This is a genomic window from Methanomassiliicoccales archaeon (assembly GCA_035527755.1).
Lineage (GTDB): Archaea > Thermoplasmatota > Thermoplasmata > Methanomassiliicoccales > UBA472 > UBA472.
Map to the genome: position 1 here is coordinate 97,637 of DATKZX010000022.1, position 16,923 is coordinate 114,559.

Annotated in this window: 23 protein-coding genes and 2 tRNA genes; 11 read left to right on the top strand and 14 right to left on the bottom strand. The window is 54.3% G+C overall.

The window, feature by feature from the left end:
• Window positions 1-119 precede the first annotated feature (119 nt).
• Entirely contained in the window at window positions 120-266 is a 147-nt protein-coding gene (locus VMW85_08030; protein HUT27977.1) for a hypothetical protein, read from the top strand.
• Window positions 267-309: 43 nt separating this feature from the next.
• Here VMW85_08030 and VMW85_08035 read toward each other — a convergent pair whose 3' ends face one another.
• Genes VMW85_08035 through VMW85_08045 form a run of 3 tightly spaced genes read right to left on the bottom strand, consistent with a single transcriptional unit; the run spans window position 310 to window position 3,095 of the window.
• Window positions 310-873, bottom strand: coding sequence for a hypothetical protein (locus VMW85_08035; GenBank protein HUT27978.1), 564 nt, complete (start codon window positions 871-873; stop codon window positions 310-312).
• A 37-nt stretch (window positions 874-910) separates the two neighbouring features.
• Window positions 911-2,371 carry a hypothetical protein gene (locus tag VMW85_08040; GenBank protein ID HUT27979.1) on the bottom strand — a complete coding sequence of 487 codons (1,461 nt, stop codon included), beginning with the start codon at window positions 2,369-2,371 and terminating at the stop codon, window positions 911-913.
• Window positions 2,355-3,095, bottom strand: a complete 741-nt coding sequence (locus VMW85_08045; GenBank protein HUT27980.1) for an ABC transporter ATP-binding protein — start codon at window positions 3,093-3,095, stop codon at window positions 2,355-2,357. Before VMW85_08045 ends, VMW85_08040 begins: the two co-directional genes overlap by 17 nt.
• Window positions 3,096-3,197: 102 nt before the next feature.
• Here VMW85_08045 and VMW85_08050 point away from each other — a divergent pair, with 102 nt between their 5' ends.
• Entirely contained in the window at window positions 3,198-3,551 is a 354-nt protein-coding gene (locus tag VMW85_08050; protein ID HUT27981.1) for a hypothetical protein, read from the top strand.
• A 31-nt stretch (window positions 3,552-3,582) separates the two neighbouring features.
• Window positions 3,583-3,655: transfer RNA gene (locus VMW85_08055), tRNA-Asn, on the top strand.
• Window positions 3,656-3,682: 27 nt separating this feature from the next.
• On the opposite strand, the gene VMW85_08060 is transcribed toward VMW85_08055, so the two are convergent.
• The 5 genes from VMW85_08060 to VMW85_08080 all read right to left on the bottom strand — a co-directional run bounded on the left by VMW85_08060 (window position 3,683) and on the right by VMW85_08080 (window position 6,370).
• A complete protein-coding gene (locus VMW85_08060) occupies window positions 3,683-4,039 on the bottom strand; it encodes a cupin domain-containing protein (protein HUT27982.1) in 357 nt (118 codons plus the stop codon).
• Between the two features lie 12 nt (window positions 4,040-4,051).
• On the bottom strand, window positions 4,052-4,390 hold the full coding sequence (locus VMW85_08065; protein ID HUT27983.1) for a cupin domain-containing protein: 339 nt from the start codon (window positions 4,388-4,390) through the stop codon (window positions 4,052-4,054).
• Window positions 4,387-5,154, bottom strand: coding sequence for a 4Fe-4S binding protein (locus tag VMW85_08070; GenBank protein ID HUT27984.1), 768 nt, complete (start codon window positions 5,152-5,154; stop codon window positions 4,387-4,389). The genes VMW85_08065 and VMW85_08070 overlap by 4 nt, the downstream gene beginning before the upstream one ends.
• Window positions 5,151-5,729 carry a TetR/AcrR family transcriptional regulator gene (locus tag VMW85_08075; protein HUT27985.1) on the bottom strand — a complete coding sequence of 193 codons (579 nt, stop codon included), beginning with the start codon at window positions 5,727-5,729 and terminating at the stop codon, window positions 5,151-5,153. Before VMW85_08075 ends, VMW85_08070 begins: the two co-directional genes overlap by 4 nt.
• Window positions 5,730-5,806: 77 nt before the next feature.
• Entirely contained in the window at window positions 5,807-6,370 is a 564-nt protein-coding gene (locus VMW85_08080) for a DUF2284 domain-containing protein (protein HUT27986.1), read from the bottom strand.
• 101 nt (window positions 6,371-6,471) lie between these two features.
• Here VMW85_08080 and VMW85_08085 point away from each other — a divergent pair, with 101 nt between their 5' ends.
• A complete protein-coding gene (locus VMW85_08085; GenBank protein HUT27987.1) occupies window positions 6,472-6,957 on the top strand; it encodes a hypothetical protein in 486 nt (161 codons plus the stop codon).
• A 17-nt stretch (window positions 6,958-6,974) separates the two neighbouring features.
• On the opposite strand, the gene VMW85_08090 is transcribed toward VMW85_08085, so the two are convergent.
• Window positions 6,975-8,183 (bottom strand): MFS transporter, encoded by a 1,209-nt coding sequence (locus VMW85_08090; protein ID HUT27988.1) that lies wholly within the window; start codon window positions 8,181-8,183, stop codon window positions 6,975-6,977.
• A 150-nt stretch (window positions 8,184-8,333) separates the two neighbouring features.
• Between VMW85_08090 and VMW85_08095 the strand changes: the two genes are divergently transcribed.
• A tRNA-Ile gene (locus tag VMW85_08095) sits at window positions 8,334-8,407 on the top strand.
• 176 nt (window positions 8,408-8,583) lie between these two features.
• Here VMW85_08095 and VMW85_08100 read toward each other — a convergent pair.
• Both VMW85_08100 and VMW85_08105 read right to left on the bottom strand, forming a co-directional pair.
• Window positions 8,584-8,736: a hypothetical protein gene (locus VMW85_08100; GenBank protein HUT27989.1), complete on the bottom strand. Its 153-nt coding sequence runs from the start codon at window positions 8,734-8,736 to the stop codon at window positions 8,584-8,586.
• A 36-nt stretch (window positions 8,737-8,772) separates the two neighbouring features.
• Window positions 8,773-9,351, bottom strand: a complete 579-nt coding sequence (locus VMW85_08105; protein ID HUT27990.1) for a DNA-3-methyladenine glycosylase I — start codon at window positions 9,349-9,351, stop codon at window positions 8,773-8,775.
• 89 nt (window positions 9,352-9,440) lie between these two features.
• Between VMW85_08105 and VMW85_08110 the strand changes: the two genes are divergently transcribed.
• The 3 genes from VMW85_08110 (at window position 9,441) to acsA (ending at window position 12,370) form a co-directional block, all read left to right on the top strand.
• A complete protein-coding gene (locus VMW85_08110; GenBank protein HUT27991.1) occupies window positions 9,441-9,893 on the top strand; it encodes a hotdog fold thioesterase in 453 nt (150 codons plus the stop codon).
• Between the two features lie 90 nt (window positions 9,894-9,983).
• The gene (locus VMW85_08115; GenBank protein HUT27992.1) at window positions 9,984-10,457 is read left to right on the top strand and encodes a hypothetical protein; all 474 of its coding nucleotides are present in this window, start codon (window positions 9,984-9,986) and stop codon (window positions 10,455-10,457) included.
• 197 nt (window positions 10,458-10,654) lie between these two features.
• The gene (gene acsA, locus VMW85_08120; protein HUT27993.1) at window positions 10,655-12,370 is read left to right on the top strand and encodes an acetate--CoA ligase; all 1,716 of its coding nucleotides are present in this window, start codon (window positions 10,655-10,657) and stop codon (window positions 12,368-12,370) included.
• A 62-nt stretch (window positions 12,371-12,432) separates the two neighbouring features.
• Here acsA and VMW85_08125 read toward each other — a convergent pair whose 3' ends face one another.
• Window positions 12,433-13,641, bottom strand: a complete 1,209-nt coding sequence (locus VMW85_08125) for a glycosyltransferase (GenBank protein ID HUT27994.1) — start codon at window positions 13,639-13,641, stop codon at window positions 12,433-12,435.
• Between the two features lie 336 nt (window positions 13,642-13,977).
• Here VMW85_08125 and VMW85_08130 point away from each other — a divergent pair, with 336 nt between their 5' ends.
• The 3 genes from VMW85_08130 to VMW85_08140 all read left to right on the top strand — a co-directional run bounded on the left by VMW85_08130 (window position 13,978) and on the right by VMW85_08140 (window position 15,163).
• Complete coding sequence (locus tag VMW85_08130; GenBank protein ID HUT27995.1) at window positions 13,978-14,367, top strand: hypothetical protein; 390 nt, start codon at window positions 13,978-13,980, stop codon at window positions 14,365-14,367.
• A 49-nt stretch (window positions 14,368-14,416) separates the two neighbouring features.
• Entirely contained in the window at window positions 14,417-14,818 is a 402-nt protein-coding gene (locus VMW85_08135) for a DUF1284 domain-containing protein (protein ID HUT27996.1), read from the top strand.
• A gap of 81 nt (window positions 14,819-14,899) precedes the next feature.
• A complete protein-coding gene (locus VMW85_08140) occupies window positions 14,900-15,163 on the top strand; it encodes a hypothetical protein (protein HUT27997.1) in 264 nt (87 codons plus the stop codon).
• Window positions 15,164-15,310: 147 nt separating this feature from the next.
• On the opposite strand, the gene VMW85_08145 is transcribed toward VMW85_08140, so the two are convergent.
• A complete protein-coding gene (locus VMW85_08145; protein ID HUT27998.1) occupies window positions 15,311-15,595 on the bottom strand; it encodes a GYD domain-containing protein in 285 nt (94 codons plus the stop codon).
• Window positions 15,596-15,650: 55 nt separating this feature from the next.
• On the bottom strand, window positions 15,651-16,923 hold a 1,273-nt coding region (locus VMW85_08150), incomplete at its 5' end, for an MFS transporter (protein HUT27999.1).

Consider the following 16,923-nt stretch of genomic DNA (forward strand, 5'->3'; position numbering starts at 1 on the left):
TCGGTCTATACGGGCCAGGAACGTTTCGATAGGGGCGCCCTCTGATCCGCCTCAAGGCATTTTCGGAACGATGCATGCCGGGAATAACATTATATGCCTCCTTTCGATTCCTTTTCCCCATGTCCAAGTTGGTTTACCAGTGTCTGGTGTGCAACAAGGTCCATAGCACCCTTGACGCGGCCGAGAACTGCCATAAAGGGCCCATCCAGACCATCGAGAAGGGTATAACGACCTTCAGTAAGGGAAAGGGCCTTCTGGGAAACTAGAGGCCCCCGACCCACCTTCCCTTCCACTGATCTCTTTTCCGATTCAGAAGGGGAGATGGCCGAATATGAGCCCCAGCATGAGCAATGGTACCATTATCAGCACGATATCGTCGTCAAGATAGTGGAGTCTGCGGGCCTCCAGGAAGACGGCTATTGGCGTAATGAGAGTGGCGGAAAGCAACACCGGGAACGTGAGGCCGTAGAAGTATCCCAGCCCGAACAGCATGATGATGAAGTAGACCACGATGGGCAGCGTGGGGTTCATCTTGCTACCGTTCCTGCGCAGTTCCCCGACGAGAGGGTCGACCCAACCCATGGCCATGAGCACCGGAAGCGTCAGTTCGATGGGGAAGTAGAGCAGAGCGACCGTCAGACCCACAGCAGTATAGGCGGCGGCGGATGGCCGATCGAACTCGTAGGAACGCATACCAGGGACCTTGATCCGGAATATGAGGCGAAACGCCTCGAACCCCAGGACGAAAAGCATGACGAATATCAAGCCCTCGACCTTGCTCAATTCCGGTAAAACCTGATCGGGCAAGAGGTAGTAGATACAGAATAGCGGGGCGGTAAGATGCACCAACCGCCGTACCAGATGCCATTCCATGCCCCGGTTATGGGACGTGATGCAATATATCAATTGCTCAGGTGAAGGTGATCTTGGCCCACTTCCTCTCAATGCCCCGGAAGAAGTACAGGCTTAGCAGCAGAAGCACGCCGCAGACCCCGAGTATCCCGGCCATGGCCCACCATTCCCCAGATTGCAGACTGAAGGAGAGGACGGTCAGCAATATATCGGGCAACAGGGAGATGACCGTGAACTTGGTCAGGACTGTGGGGTTCAAGAAGAAGGAGTTGGCGTTGAGACCGGTCAAATAGGCCGTAGCCAGTATCATGTAGATAGAGGTACAGTAAAGGACCACCAGTGCCAACCACAGTAGCTGGACCTCACTGTTCAGCAACGATATGGCGATGACGAACAGAGTCGATACTCCGGTGGTCAGGATAAAGAAGGCCATCAATTTCGTCCTGATGATCTGCGGAACGATCACTGGCAGCGTTTCATAGTAATCGTTCAGGTCCGTGTTGGTCATCCAGGTGTACATAAGAACTCCGAAGAATCCTACCATGGCACCGTAGAACACCGCGTTGAATCCCACGGGAATGTTGAGGCCGTGGTTGATGTACCAGGTAGTGAAGCTCAGGAACACCAGTGGTACGATGTAGGCGAAGAACATCTTGGTGATCAGGCCGGAACGTCGGATGTCCACGAACTCCTTGGCCAGCAATGTAGGTGGGAGGTGAAAGATGGAGAGCCACCGCATGTGCTCGACGTACATCTCCTTGTGCTTGTTCACCGTCTCTCTCTGGTCTACCCGCACCAATACCAATGCCATCATCAGGAAGCCAACGGCCAGAAGGATCGTGATCAGCAGGTACCCCGCGGCCTCTCCCCAGACCGGGGGGAACGGTAAGGACCTCAATTGGTATCCCAGACCGGGGACGATCATTTCCAGGCCGTAGCTATGCGTTAAACCGTAGCCGGCCATGAGCACCATCAACACACCTGCGGCCAGTAGGAACAGGCGGCGGTCGATGGTATAGAGGACCGAGATGAAGAAGCTCAGTGACATGCCATAGAGGAAGGTCAATATCAGCCCCAGGAAGATCAGGGAGACGGAGATGAGCGAATAGGGGACGAGGACCGCCCCCAGAACCACACCGCCGAAGGCTGGGATCAGGATCAACGCGGCGTAGAAGATCACATCCCTCATATACATCCCAAGGAACATGCGGCGGAATGTCACAGGTAGGAGGAAAGGCATGCTGACGAGGAAGTTCTCCTTTCCATACCTACGTTCCAGATACGTCCGACCTAGAAAACCGAACGCTCCCACGCTCACCCCGTAGATGAACACGCCTGCGTAGGCCAGGGTGAGCAGGTCCACCAGGCGCATGTTCCCCATCAGGGTGTCCATGCCATATGTGAACAGGGCGCTGAAGATGAATATGTACAGCGGCAAGGAGAGGAACATCTGGCGCGACGAATACTTCGCGTGCATGCGGTACTCCTCCCGCAACATCAGTTCAAGGAGTGAGACCATTGCCCCCGCCCACCAGTCTGAGGAAGAGCGTCTCCAGGTCCTCTCCGCCTACCAGAGCGTTCGACACCGTATCATGAAGGGCGACCTTTCCATGGTCTAGTATGATCATCTCCTGCACGACCCTCTGAGCGACATCGAGGATGTGAGAGCAGAGGAACACCGTCCTGCCCTGGTCTCGCAGTTCGAAAAGATAATCCCGAAGCTTCCTTTGGTAGATCGGGTCTAGGTTGATGAACGGCTCGTCCATGAACAGCAGCTTCGGTTCGTGAATGAAGGCGGCGGCCAACATGACCTTCTGCCTCATGCCCTTGGAGAGGTCCCGGCACAGTGTCCCTTCCGCGGCATTGAGATCGAAGAACCCGAGCCAGCGATCTATCTTGGAATCCAATGATTCCACCTGATGCAGCGTCCCGGCGAAGCGCAGGAACTCGGATGCGGTCAGATACGAAGGTGGGCTTTCCACCTCGGGTACGATGCCGACGCGTCTCTTGATCTCCATGGCTTGAGTGAATGGATCCAAGCCTAGGACCTCGGCGGTTCCCGAGGAGGGCGATAATTGCCCGGTCAGTAATTTTAGAAGCGTTGATTTACCAGCACCATTGGGACCGAAGCAACCGAAGAAGACCCCTCCCTCGACCGAGAAAGTGGCCTGGTCCAAAGCGACGAAATCTCCGAACCTCTTGGTCAATCCTTCCACCACTATGGCGGGCATGCGGCCTACCATGCTGAGCAAAATATTTAACCTGTACGCGCTGGGTTGACGCAACCAAAATTCAACGAAGGCAAACTGATTTAATTATACCCAATGTTATCACGTGTCTAGCGTATGTGGGAAGATGCCGACATGAAGGGAAATAGCGTTCTTACCAGCAAGATCGAGGCTGAGGTGGAGCTTTTAGAGAGGCACGTGGTCATGTTGAATGCCATCAAGAAGCACGAACCCATCGGCATCATCCGATTGTCGGAGCTCCTTGACATTCCTCAGCACAAGGTCCGGTATTCCCTGCGCATATTGGAGCAGGAGGGTCTTATCAATCCTTCGCCCGAGGGCGCGGTCACCACCGATAAGCTCGCCGAATTCTACGAGAAGGTCGTCTCCATCCTGGAACGGATGGAGGTTACAGTAGGCAAACTGAAGGGACAGTTGGAAGAGGAATCCAAAAAAAACGCAAAGGATTAATACCTGACCCCTATTTTACGAGCCACATCAGGCCGTCGTAGCTCAGTCGGTAGAGCGTGTGACTGTTAATCACAAGGTCAGCGGTTCGAGCCCGCTCGACGGCGCCTTCTTGTTTTAAATAAAAAAAGTTTTCAGGCCCGGATCATGATTAGCATCATCTTGAAGGCCTTGACCCCATGGAGAGCGTGTGGCTGGTTTGCTGGCATGATCATCATTTCACCGGTCTTTACCAACTGCATCTTCCCAGATATGGTGATCTCCACCTCTCCGTCCAGTATCTCCACCATGGCGTCGTAGGGCGTGGTATGTTCGCTAAGCCCCTGCCCCTGATCGAAAGAGAAGACGGTGACCGTTCCAACGCTCTTGTTGATCAGGGTGCGGCTAACCACCGCACCATCCTGGAAAGCGATCAGGTCCTTGGTGACCAAGACCCTTCCCTTCAATTCCTCCTTCTTGGCTCCGTCCGGGTTCATTAGTTCCATGGCCATCAGCATTCCTCCCTAGAGCACCTTGGTCGATTCGATCGGTTTTGGCATCTTGACCACAAGGAAACGGAACTCGGAGGATGATTCATTGAACAGTCGGTGCGGTATCTTGGCCGGACTTTCGGTTATGGAATCCTTGACCACCTCGCGGACCTCGTCTCCGATCTCCACTTTGCCTACCCCCTCGAGCACGTAGAAGAACACGTTCACCGGGGTTATGTGCTTCTTGAGCGACTCCCCAGGCTTGAGAGTGATGACCACGGCCTGTCCGTGATCGTGATCGTATATCATGCGCACGCTCACCTTGTGAGGGGTGTCCTTTTCCGGGAACTCCGTGTAATTTGCCGATCTCATTTCTTCCCAACTCCTTTGGAATACCTCAATGCACCCTTGTGACAGGATTCCATGCACCTGCCGCATAGATAACATTCCGCCCCCGCCCTTTCATTGAGCACCTGAGGAGGGCAGACCTTAGAGCATTTACCGCAGTCCACGCACCCCTCCTTCCTCCTGACCCCTAGCAGGCCGTATCCTGAGAACAGTGACGATAGCGCCCCGAAGGGGCAGAACAGGCGGCAGAAGGGACGGTAGATGACGGTGGAGGCCAGTATGATCGCCAGAAAGATAATTAGAGCGGGCGTCAGCGTCAATGTGAACAGGTCTTGCAGGCCGAGCATCTTGGTCAGATTGAACGATAGGACCACCGATGTCGCCAGTATGATAACGAAGATGACCCAGCGCACCTTTATGGTGATGGAACTGGACAAACGGATCTTTTTGATAGGTGCCAGATAGGCCAGTTCTTGAATTGCCCCGGGGGGGCACACGTACCCGCAGAAGACCCGCCCTACCAGAAGGGACGATAGTATCACAACGGTGGAGACGATCATCACCATGGGCAGGTTGGGCTGCGGTATCTTCCCCAGCATCAAGGACTGCAGTTGCCATGGGAACATGGGAGCGAAATAGGCGAACCCCATTAGTACGGAGATTATCGATATCGTCCACCCCAGTTCCCTCTTCATCTTGCCACTGTAGAGCAGATAGGTCACCGATGGCACCATGATCGCGGTGTACAATATACCGATCAACATTCCGGTCTCGATCTTCAACTTCATGCCTCCAAGCTTTTTCTTAGCAATTTTAATAAAGGGGCGGATTTCGCCCGAAGGTCATAGGAAAAATCAGCATGCCGCCATTCCAGAACTGCCATGCGTATGCTTCCCATGAGCATTAGAGAGAACGCTTCCCCATCGATGTCGCCAGCGAAGGAGCCATCGTGTTGTCCTTCTCGGACCAATTGACGTATCAGTGAGGCCCGTGAGGACCTCCGCAGATCGAATCTCGCCTTTACCGAGGGGAACTCACGGAAGATATCCTCCTGGAAGAGCACCGAGGTGTGCAGAGGGTTCTTCTGGAACAGCTCCAGCTGCCAGACCAACATATTCTCCAGGGCTCGCCAGGTCCCTTCCCCCTTAGGGTAGAACTGGTTCTCATCGAACACCATGCTGGCGAGCGAATCCACTATGTCCTCCTTCCCCTTGAAATGCCGGAACAGAGCTGCCTCGCTAACCCCCACGCTGTCGGCGATCTCCCGGAGCGTCAGTGAGCCTATGCCCTTCTTGTGAACGATGTTCAAAGCTGCCTCCAGGATCTGCCCTTTTCGGGTCTCGGTGTCCATCCGTGCGTTCATGTCAATTCCTTAGTTAGTTATCACTTACTAACATGAACGAACTAGGTATATTAGGTTTGGTCAGAAAAGAAGAAACATCATGCTACCAGCAGCAAACCCGTCCAGACATAGGTGTCCTTCGGGGGAAGCTCAATGGGCATGCCAGCGTTCTCCGCTGTCTGGATCACGTCTATGCCTAATGATTCCATTGACGGTCGTGCCTTGAAGGGATGTCGGCAGTCCTCTCCTTCAGAGGCGTTGCATTGTTCGCAATACGGACACGGCCCTCCGCCCAGGCCGGCAGCGAACCGGTAGCCCATGTAAAAAGCGTCCCTTTCCAGCTTGGCCATCACATCGTTGATCTTCAGTACCTGTTCCCTGGCCAGTTTCTCGCGGTCGGTCCCGGCCTCCAATGCCGCTTGAGCCACTTGCACTAAAATAGCGAATCGGTATCTGCTAAGGACCGCGGAGAACTTATCTGCCGACATGACGAAGGGAGGGCAGATGTGACTGCGGCCATAGTTTTGACATATCGGCACCTGGCATTTGAAGTTGACCCGGGGATCGACAATGACATAGGAAGTGGGTATCGGGGTAACCTTGCTCGCTCCGTATATCGTCGCGTTGGCGCAGAGTGCCTGCAAATGCTCTTCAATGTTCATGGTCCGGTCTCCGTATGTATATGCCAAGAACCGCTAAAATCCTTATCTCTCAAGCGGTCAATTTTTTATGCTCATACATTCTTTAATATTCGAGGGATAGTGTGCTTGAATCGACCTGGTTCAACGAGGCGAACAAGGATGTTCTGAACAGAGGGGAGCGCATAGGTCAGATCGCTGGAGTGATCGTCACCATACTGGTGGCGTCGTTCCTGCTGTCGCATTGGACCGGGGATACCGGTTTCTATACCACAGAGTTCAACGAATGGGATGCCCTGGTGCTTTTCGTACCATTGCTCTATGGCATACTCCCTGCGTCCTATCGCGCACTGGTCGGCCGCAAGAACGTGGTGCGGCCGGTCGACGCTCTGGGAATGGTCCTCTTCGTGATCTCCGCCACATATTTTCTGAGCGCATTCCACTTTGACATGCAGTTCTTCGCGGATCCCTTGCCGGAGTGGTTACGATTCATTATCGATTGGATAGACGAGGGCTGGGCTAGGCTATTCCTGGTGTTAGGTATCATCGGCGGTACCGCGGGTATCGTCTGGACGACCGTTTCGTACATTAAGGTCAAGGAACTGCTGTAAAAGAGGAACGGACAGGGTCATCCGCCCCTCCTTTCCCCGGTGAGCAGGAAAAGCAGGGAAAGGGCTGCGATGCTCATGACGATGCCGTAGGCGAAAGTTCCCCATGCCCCTACGGAATCCCACAGCAGACCAGCGATGATACCTCCCGGGAGCATTACCAATCCTATCCCAGTATGATAGACGCCCAAGGCGGTGCCGCGCAGGTCCTTGGGAACGACATCGATGACGAATGCTTTGAAGACGCCTTCGCTCGAGCCCTTGTATACACCGAACAGGGCGAAACCTAAGACCAGTAGTAAAAGGCCGTTCGCCGAGGCCATGACCAGGCATGTGGCAGCGAACAGGACGAACGAGAAGGCCAGGACCGGTCTCCGACCTAGCCGGTCGGATAGGATGCCTGAGGGCAGGGAGACCAGAACGAAGACCACGTTGAACAGCACGTAAAGCAGGATGGTGGTCACGGTGCTCATTCCTAACGCTTCCGATCGAAGCACGAAGAAAGCGTAGCTGATCTCTCCCGAGAAGAACAGCAGCACCACGGCGTTCAACAGCCAGAATCTTCTCCCCAGGTGTTTGGAATCCTGGACCATCCTTTTACCGGGGCGCGGGAGTTGACCGCCTACGTCCTTGATGTAGAGGACTATGACCACCACGGCCAGGGCGGCGGGGATGGTGGCGAGCAGGAAAATTAGGCGGTACGTGTCCGTGGTGATGGAAGAGGCCATCAGCAACACCGGGATGACCAGCAAGGGCCCTATGACCGCGCCGGTGGAATCCATGGCCTTATGCAATCCGTAGGCTCGGCCCAGGTACTCCGTGCTGGTGGAATCGGCGATCAGGGCGTCGCGGGGGGCGCTTCTGATCCCCTTGCCCAAGCGTTCGGTGATGCGCACCCCAAAGACCTGCCAATAGGAGGTCGCTAGGAAGAGCAACGGTTTTGCCAGCGTACTTAATCCGTAACCCCCGGTGAGGAAAGGTTTTCGTTTTCCTAAGCGGTCCGATAATCTCCCGGAAACGACCTTGAGCAACGAGGCGGTGGTCTCCGCCGCCCCTTCGATCAGACCGATGATGGCTCCGGTAGCACCGATGCCAGTGAGGAAGAGCGGAAGGATCGGAAAGATCATCTCACTGCTCATGTCGGTTAGCATGGAGACCAGACCCAGCACCAGTACGTTGACTGATATGCCGGTGAAAATGCCCTTGCGCAACCTTTGTCGTTCCGCCAAATCACCACTTCGGTGGGTATGGATGGAAATGATGATGGCAAATAACCTTCGTCCATGGATGAGAAATGAGTCGCTCCGTCATCTGGGATGAGGGGGCGTAGGAAACAACAATTTTATATTGCCCCCCGCTTTAACCTGAACCCAATAAATGGGTCCGTAGCTTAGTCCGGTGGAGCGAGCGGCTCATAACCGCTTGGTCGTCGGTTCAAATCCGACCGGGCCCATCACACTTACTAGCTTCTTCGCTTTTTACAAAAGAGGTCGTTCTTGACCTCACAGCGAGCATGGTCCTGCCCTTTCCCATTCGGACCTGGGTCTCAGACCATAAAACCATACGATCGATTCATTCGAAGTGAAAAAATCGAAACCTGTCCGATAGAACAAGGAAAGCAAGAGAAGATCATTTGCGCTTCTTTGTCGGGACCACGATGTCGTTGGTGAACGGTCTTGGAGCGTTGGCAAAGGTCTTCTCCGGACATCCTGGCTTCCTGCATCCGATTATCTTGGCCGTGTCGCCGAGAGGGCAAAAGCTCCACTTTTCGCATTTGTTCATTTTGCCACCATCGATGTGCGCTCATACGTCATTCCATCATACATATTTTCTCCGTCGATGATCAAGCTCAGCATGCCGTTCACATTCCACAAGGTGGTCGTTGACCATGCCCACGGCCTGCATGAACGCATAACATATCGTCGGCCCCACGAACTTGAACCCATCCCCCTTGAGACCTTTGCTCATGGTCTCCGCCTCCTTGGTCACTGCCGGGATGTCCCCGATCTGTACCCATTGGTTGACCATAGGGCTTCCGCCCACGAAGCTCCATAGATATGAATCCAGACTACCGTATTTCACCTGGACATCCAGTGTGCACCTGGCGTTCGTTATCGCCGCCTGTATCTTCAGTCGGTTACGAACGATGCCTTTGTCCTGCATCAGTGTCTGCACCTTATCATCATCATAGCCTGCCACGGTCCTGATGTCAAATTCGTCGAAAGCCTTGCGGAACGCGTCCCTCTTGTGCAGTATGGTCGACCAGCTCAGGCCAGCTTGGAAGCAGTCCAGGATGAGAAATTCGAACAACTTTCGATCATCGTGCAGGGGAACTCCCCACTCCTTGTCGTGATATTCGATCATCTGCGGATCGCTACCCCAAGGACACCTCTTCATCGCCTCACCGTCCTCGAACCCTTATCGAGATAGGAAGTGCGTCATTGGTTAAATCCATCTTTAACGATGTCGTTTATGGCGATATTACGATGCAAGAACGGGAAGCTTTCCTATCAAAGGAGATCCGGGATAGACTGGACCGGATCACGAACGTTCAGATGGTCCAATCGATGGGCATGAGAACCGAATCGATATCACCGGAGGGCGAGGTGAGGGTGAGCATGGATGTCAGCGACAAGATCAACGCGTTGGGGGGAGCCCACGGCGGAGCCGTTTTCACCCTGGCAGACCAGGCCTTCGCCTTGGCGTGCAATTTAGGAAAAGAGCCGCAAGTGGCGCTATGCGCCAACATCAATTACATAAAACCCGCTAAAGGAAAATTGGAGGCGGTGGCCAGGAAGATTTCCGAGACCCGAAAGACCTCCATATTTGAGGTTAAGGTCTTCGATGCCGGGGAGCTCGTCGCCCTCTTTCAGGGAACGGGGTACAAATTGAACGGAGCGGGAAAGATCGGAAAATTGGAAGAGAGTGTGCCCAAGTAAACGTCGGACCATTGATCGGTCCCTTTTCCAGTCGGTGTGAGATATTATTATTTAATAAACACCAAGGTTATTCTAACATGGGGATCGTTAATGAGGATCGAATTATTGCACGCTTCGAAATATGGGAACGGCGAAAAGGTCGCCGCCTATCTGCAAGGATTGCTGGTCGCCAAGGGCCACCAGGCAAATGTTCACCACGTTAAACAGATCAAACCGAAGGATGCCCCAGCTGCGGACCTCTACGTTTTCTGCTCACCTGCCCGAATAGGCAAGCCGATCGGTGCCATGCGACGTTTCCTCAAGAAGGTCACCCTCCCGCAGGAAGCGAAGTATGGCCTCATCGCCACTCTCGGCCAACCGAAACCGGACAAGAAGACCGGTGAGATGCCTTCGCCGGAACAGACGGAGAAGTATCAGCGTAGTCTTCCCATCATGGAAGGTCTTCTGACTGAGAAGGGAGCGGTCAAGATAGCCGAAATCAAGGTCTTCGTCGTGGATATAAAAGGTCCGTTGGAGGAAGGATGGGAGAAGAAGATGATGACATTCGCCTCCCAGCTTGGATGAAAGCCGTTCGCCTTCACATGACCGATCGGTCCTGGGTGCTTTCTGCCGATCATACGCCCGTGGACGATCACCGGTCGGATGATTTGACACTTTTACCCAAATTTCTACGATTTTTATTAATCCTGCTCGAACGGGCCTTCACCTGTTAGATTTAATATCGCATATCTATTAACCCGCCCGTTCACGGGAGAGAACTGATGGAAGAGATTATTCCCCCGGCCGGTCCTGGTAATCTTCAGGACTATCAAGACGCCTACGATGAGTTCAATTGGGCTTCCTTAGAGAAGGAGTTCGATTGGTCCCGGAGCGGAGCTTATAATATTGCTGCGGAGGCCGTAGACCGCCATGGCCGTGGATCGAAGAGAGATAAGATCGCTTTGCATTCCATTTCGGCGGGCCATGATGTGCGTTCTCTCACCTTTGGAGATGTTTCTGATCTTTCCAGCAAGTTCGCCGACGGCCTGCTCAAGCTGGGTGTACAGCGAGGCGATCGCGTCTTCATCTACCTGGACCGCACCACCGAGCTTTTCATATCATTGATAGGGATAGTCAAGATGGGGGCGATAGCCGGTCCTCTCTTCTCCGCATTGGGCCCAGAGGCGGTGAGGGACCGTATTGCGGATGGTGAGCCCAGCGTGGTCATCACCTCCCCTTATCTGTACAAGCGCATCCATCCCATCCTACGAGAGCTGTCAAAGACGCCTCGGTTCATCGTTCTGGGCGACACCACCGGTCTGGAGGGAGTGATACCTTTCACCGATGTCCTGAGCTCGGGCGACCCTGGGTTCGAGGCGGTGAACATGGGTGCGAACGATCCATATATCATCCATTACACATCCGGATCCACTGGTAAGCCCAAAGGGGTGCTCCTACCCCACAAGGCCATGCTGCAACAGTTGCTGGGGATCAAGTATGTGGCCGACCTTCGCGAAGGCGATGTTTACTGGTGCACGGCAGACCCGGGTTGGGTCACAGGAACGTCGGTGGGCATCTTCGGACCGTGGTATCATGGCAATACCATCATCTCCTACGAGGGCAGGTTCGACGCCCGTACATGGTATTCCATCATCGATCAGTTCAAGGTCAACGTCTGGTTCACCGCTCCCACCGCATTACGTATGTTGATGAAGGCCGGGGATGAGCTCGTCAAGGAGTTCGATCACTCATCGTTACGCCACATCTGTTCAGCCGGAGAGCCGCTCAACCCTCACGTGATACGCTGGGGCGTAGATGTGCTCGAACGCCGTATTCATGATAATTGGTGGCAGACCGAGACCGGCGCCCCATGCATATCCAACTACCGCTGCATGGACATCAGGCCTGGCTCCATGGGAAAGCCTGTACCCGGTCTCATCGCTGCGGTGGTGGACGAGAACGGAATGGAACTTCCTCGGGGAAAAGAGGGTTTCCTGGCGCTCCGCCCTGGTTGGCCCTCCATGATGATCGGCATCTGGAAGAACATCACCAAGTATCGTGAATACTTCTACGTGCCAGGATGGTACGCTACCGGTGACCAGGCATACATGGACGAGGATGGTTACATCTGGTTCCTGGGCCGAGCGGATGATGTGATAAAGACCTCCGGTGAACGACTGGGCCCTTTTGAAGTGGAATCGGCGCTCATAGAACACCCCGCGGTGGCCGAGTCTGCCGTCGTCGGCAAGCCGGATGAGCTGAGGGGAGAGATCGTCAAGGCCTTCATAGTGCTGCGCCCTGGCCACGAGCCCTCGGACCGCCTGAGGGAAGAGATCACCAACTTCGTTAGGGTGCGACTGGCCTATTACGCCTACCCCCGGGAGATCGAGTTCGTTGCCGCATTGCCAAAGACCAGGTCTGGCAAGATAATGCGCCGGGTGCTCAAGGCCAAGGAAGGAGGGCACGACCTTGGCGACCTGTCCATGTTGGAAGAATGAGCGCCTTGTCGAGCATTCGAAACGAGGGCTTGTGGATATAGGTTATATGCATCTGGCATCGACTAACATTTTAGCTTTTTGACCATGATCCGGGCCGCTTTTTCGCATCCTTGGTAGGATATCAAGGGGGCGTCCACTTGCCTGTCGATGTTCTCGACCACCAGAGAGGCGAGCTTTTCCGGTGTGGTCCCTTCGTACGAGCACCTCACCCCCAAATTGTGTCTTTCCAGCTTCTGGGCCACGTTGATCTCCTGTTCCGAATGCCCCTTTAGAGGAAAGTATAGGAAAGGCCTGCGCAGGGCTGCCAGTTCCAGGGTAGAACCGCCCCCACCTTGAACTATGGCCATGTCGGCCGCGGCAAAATGCTCGAAGAGCCTGGGGACATATCCCTTTACCTCCACCCCTTCCGGGACCGGCCCAAGGTCAGCTGTCATCCTAGGTCCCCTTACCACCAGCATGCGCAGGTCTGGATGTCGCTCTTTCATCTTTGGATAGGCGTCGATGCATAGTCGAAGCAGGTCCCGGCCGATGGCCGTTCCACCGGCCGAGCAGACCAGCAGCTTTTCCGGACCGTACCCCAGACGGCGACGGGCATCTTCCTTATCTGAATGGTCGGCGGGATCGAACTGCAGTGGATTACCGACGAAATGATAATGCCTGGCCGCCCCTTCCCGAGCGTTCACCATCCCCCACCCCAGCCTCTCGTTGGGGATGTCTTCCAGATCGCCTAGGAAGATGTTCGTCCAGCTCTCCTCGGGGGCTTTTCGGAAGGCTCGGTCCCAGCCTTTGTTGACCAACCGGGCGGTGCGGATGTCCCTCAATCTTCGGCTCCCCGGGTAGACCTTCACGAAGTCCCATAGGAACACTACGGTCGGCCAACCGCGGTTCGGATCACGAGCGTGTGCCCCTTCAAGCTCGTAGGCCTCGTCGGCGATCACCAGGTCTGGTCTCTCCCTCTCCACTATCTTGAAGAAACTGCTTATCGCCCCTGCGTACCGACCTTCTTTCCTCACTCGATGAAGAATCTCGGTCATGTTCACGGTCTGCGAGGCTCCCGCCACGGATTCGATGACCGACGTACCCACGTCTCGCTCCAGGCATTCGGGAAGCAGGGTCATTCCTTCCTCCTCCAGAACTTTTATGGCGGGGTCGGCCGCCAGCCATGTGATCTGCAGGTCATCGCACATGTACATGAGCTCTTTAGCGATCCTCACATCCCTCTGCACGTGTCCCAAGCCGACGGAGCCGCTGACAAAGATGACCTTCTTCATCCTCGTTCGTATCCGTTTCCCTCCTTTTTACTATATCCCATCCCAGACTGGATATCGAACCAGGTGGTGAACCATTGCCCGATGAACGTCCCATCATGAGGATCACAGCGACCCGTGAGATCACCAGATACGCCGTGAGCATGACCAATATCTTGACCCGCTTCCCCTTCAACACCGATGTTGAGATCCTGAGTATGCACGGACCGGTCGGTAGTTCATCGTTTTTTATACTATATATTTTATGAAAATTATCGATATACGAAATATGGCTATTTGGCATTCGTTCGATAAGTTGAAATCAGGTGAACCCCCTAGTTTTTAACAGAGGTGAAAACGGTGGACCTCGACCTGGCTATCAAACTGTGCCGGTCGACCAGAAGAGACGTCAGAAAATTGCTGGCCGCCTTGGAGCATAAAGATTTCTATGATGTGGGACACGATATCGGCCAGTCTGCCGTGACCGGCCTGGCCTTTACAAACCTGCCCAAGGAGCTGGTGTGGCTGGAGCAGCTCATCACCATGGAGAACTTCCCGGTCATAGGTAAGACCTCATGGACCATTTTCGATCTGGTGAACTATTACGACCGCCTCATAGACATGGTCAGGGCGATGAATATTGAAGAGAGGAAGATTCCCCCAATAGTTGATTCCCTATACCGTTGGAGGGACGACGCGGGAAAATTGGCGCAGATCGTCTGTCAGCTGGAGGACCTAGAGAGCGCCTAAGAACGGGAAAAATGATTAACGCACAGGGCAGTGTACCTCCAGGGAATGCATGAAAGAGATAAAACTCAGGCACCATCACTTGCTCTGCACGCAGACCTTCACTGGGAAGGGGTATGATTACCGGTTCGTGGCCAATATGGAGGACGTGGTCTCAGCCCTTGGATCTCCAAAGGACCTTGTCATTCGACTGTCCATTACCAGCGACGACATATGCTCTTCGTGCCCTAATGAGGTGCGCGGCCTCTGCAAGGACGAATTGTCGGTGATCGAAAAGGACCGTGCCGCCGCTATGTTCCTGAACCTACCCGAAGAGGCCACCATACCGGCTGAAAAGCTGATCGAGATGATACAGGAACGCCTGCGGGGACTGGATGATTTCTGGCTGTTGTGCGGGGAATGCGAGTGGTTGGACCTGTGCAACGAACGATTGGCCGCCATCAAGGGCAAATGACCGCTCAACTCTGAGGAAAGAACGTGATCCTTGTTGACCATTTGACCAATCATTAAAAAATCATATTTCCAAAAAAATGCCATGAAAGGCGCTCTGGTCTTCTTGATCGTCTTTGCCGCCGTGCTGTTGGTGACCCTTGCCGCCCCCGGCATCCCTCCCGGCCAGGCTATCTACGACGCGATAGGTGCGGAGGAGACGGATTCCCCAGTATTGGGAATTGGCGCCACGACCTTGGTGGTGGCGGTATTCAACGGCGTGATCTACGGGGTCATCGCTTGGCTGATCTACTCATTCACCCTGGGCCGCATGGGAAAGGTAAAGAAAAATGGTGGACAGCCGGTGTAAAAATACCATTGAATGACGATTCGATCGATCGGGAGAATTGACCTTCGAACCTAACGAACAGGATAGATTCAAATCGTCCATCGGTCGATCTGACCGTGACGATCGATCGTTATCCCTCGCCCATGGACACATTTGATCGGATGGACATCATTTCAAGGCTTTTAGGAAGTCGTCTATCTCGATAGCGGCGAGAGTGGTGGTCTCCAATGTTCCCCTGGAGCCCAGCTCCACCATGATCTTGGCCACTGTTTCATTGTCCGGGGCCTCCAATATGGTCAAGAAATCGTATTTTCCAAGCAGGGCGTACTGGTACACTACCTTGGCCCCCATCTTGGATATCTCCAAGTTCACTTCTTTTAAGCGCTCCGGCTTGGTCTTCAGGGTCTTGCGACCCTCATTTGTCAGTCTGGACAAGACTACATATTCGGACATTTTACCCCCTGTTGCTCATTTAGGACTGGGGCATCTTATAATTTTGCATCCGGACCTATGAGGTCTGCGCAGACCTCTCGTCTTCCACTTTCACGTTGCGGAAGTTGAAGTAGAAGGCTATGACGGCGGACATGTAGATGATCGCCGCTAGGATGAAGGGCAGGGCGAAATATCCTGCTGCCAGCATCGCACCGCCGATGACCGTGGTCACGCTGTTGGGGACCCGCCAGACAATAGAATTTATGGCACTGGCCAGGCCGCGATCCTCCTTGTCCACTATACCCATGAGGTAGGAGTCCATGATGGGGCCTCCCATGTTCATCATGGCCGCCCTGATCAGGTAGACCGCCCCCGCCCACGCCGCACCGGGCATGAATGGTATGGCCACCATGAAGATAGTGGAGATCCCCTGGGTCATGACGATGGCCCTCACCTGACCATGGCGACGAGCCAGTCTGGCACTGAATACGGCAGCCATGCCTATGGAGAGGCTGGCCAATGCTAACAATGGCCCAGAATAGGAGTCTGGAATGCCGTACCTCAGGTAGAACCAGGTGGGGATTAGCGGAATGATAAGCCCCGCTCCCAATCCGATCAGAGTGTTGTTTATGGAGAAACGCACCAGCGTCTTCTTGCTCCGCTCTCCCAGGAAGCTCCTCCTACGCAGTTTGACCGAAGGGGACCTATCGCGATGATGGCGAAGTAGGTACCGGATGGTGAAGGGGGATATCGCGGTGACGAATGCCAGGGCCAAAAAGGTCCAGGAATGCAATTGTTCCGAGGTCCAACCGACCTGGGATGTGAGCATGGGGAAGAAAAAGGGTAGGGCGAAACCAATGCCAATGAACGCCCCGTTGATGATGAATGACATGGAGAAAGCCATGTCGCGATTGTCCACGGTGGTCTGGTCTGCGATCATGGCGTTCCATGTCGAAAGGACCGCTCCCTCCGCAACCCCAAATATGATACCTGCCAGCATATAGAGGCCTGGGTCGGCGGAGAAGGAGCAGAGCAGCATGGCCATCGGGGGTAATGACAGCCCGATCAACAACAACGACTTTCGTCCGATGCGGTCGGACAATATGCCGAACGGTATGGCGCTCAGGATCATAGCCAGACCTGAAACGCCGATGATCAGGCCGACCTGCCCGGAATCGACCCCCTGTTCCGGAAGATAGGCGGCTATGGCCGTGATAAGGTATCCGTAACCTATGGAACTGAACGAGGCGAGAAGGATCAGCCATTTGACCTGCGAGGGCACCTTGAGGCTGGCCGCCTTCTTTTCATTTTTAGTCACTTGCCTGTTCATGATCATTAACCTGTGCCCT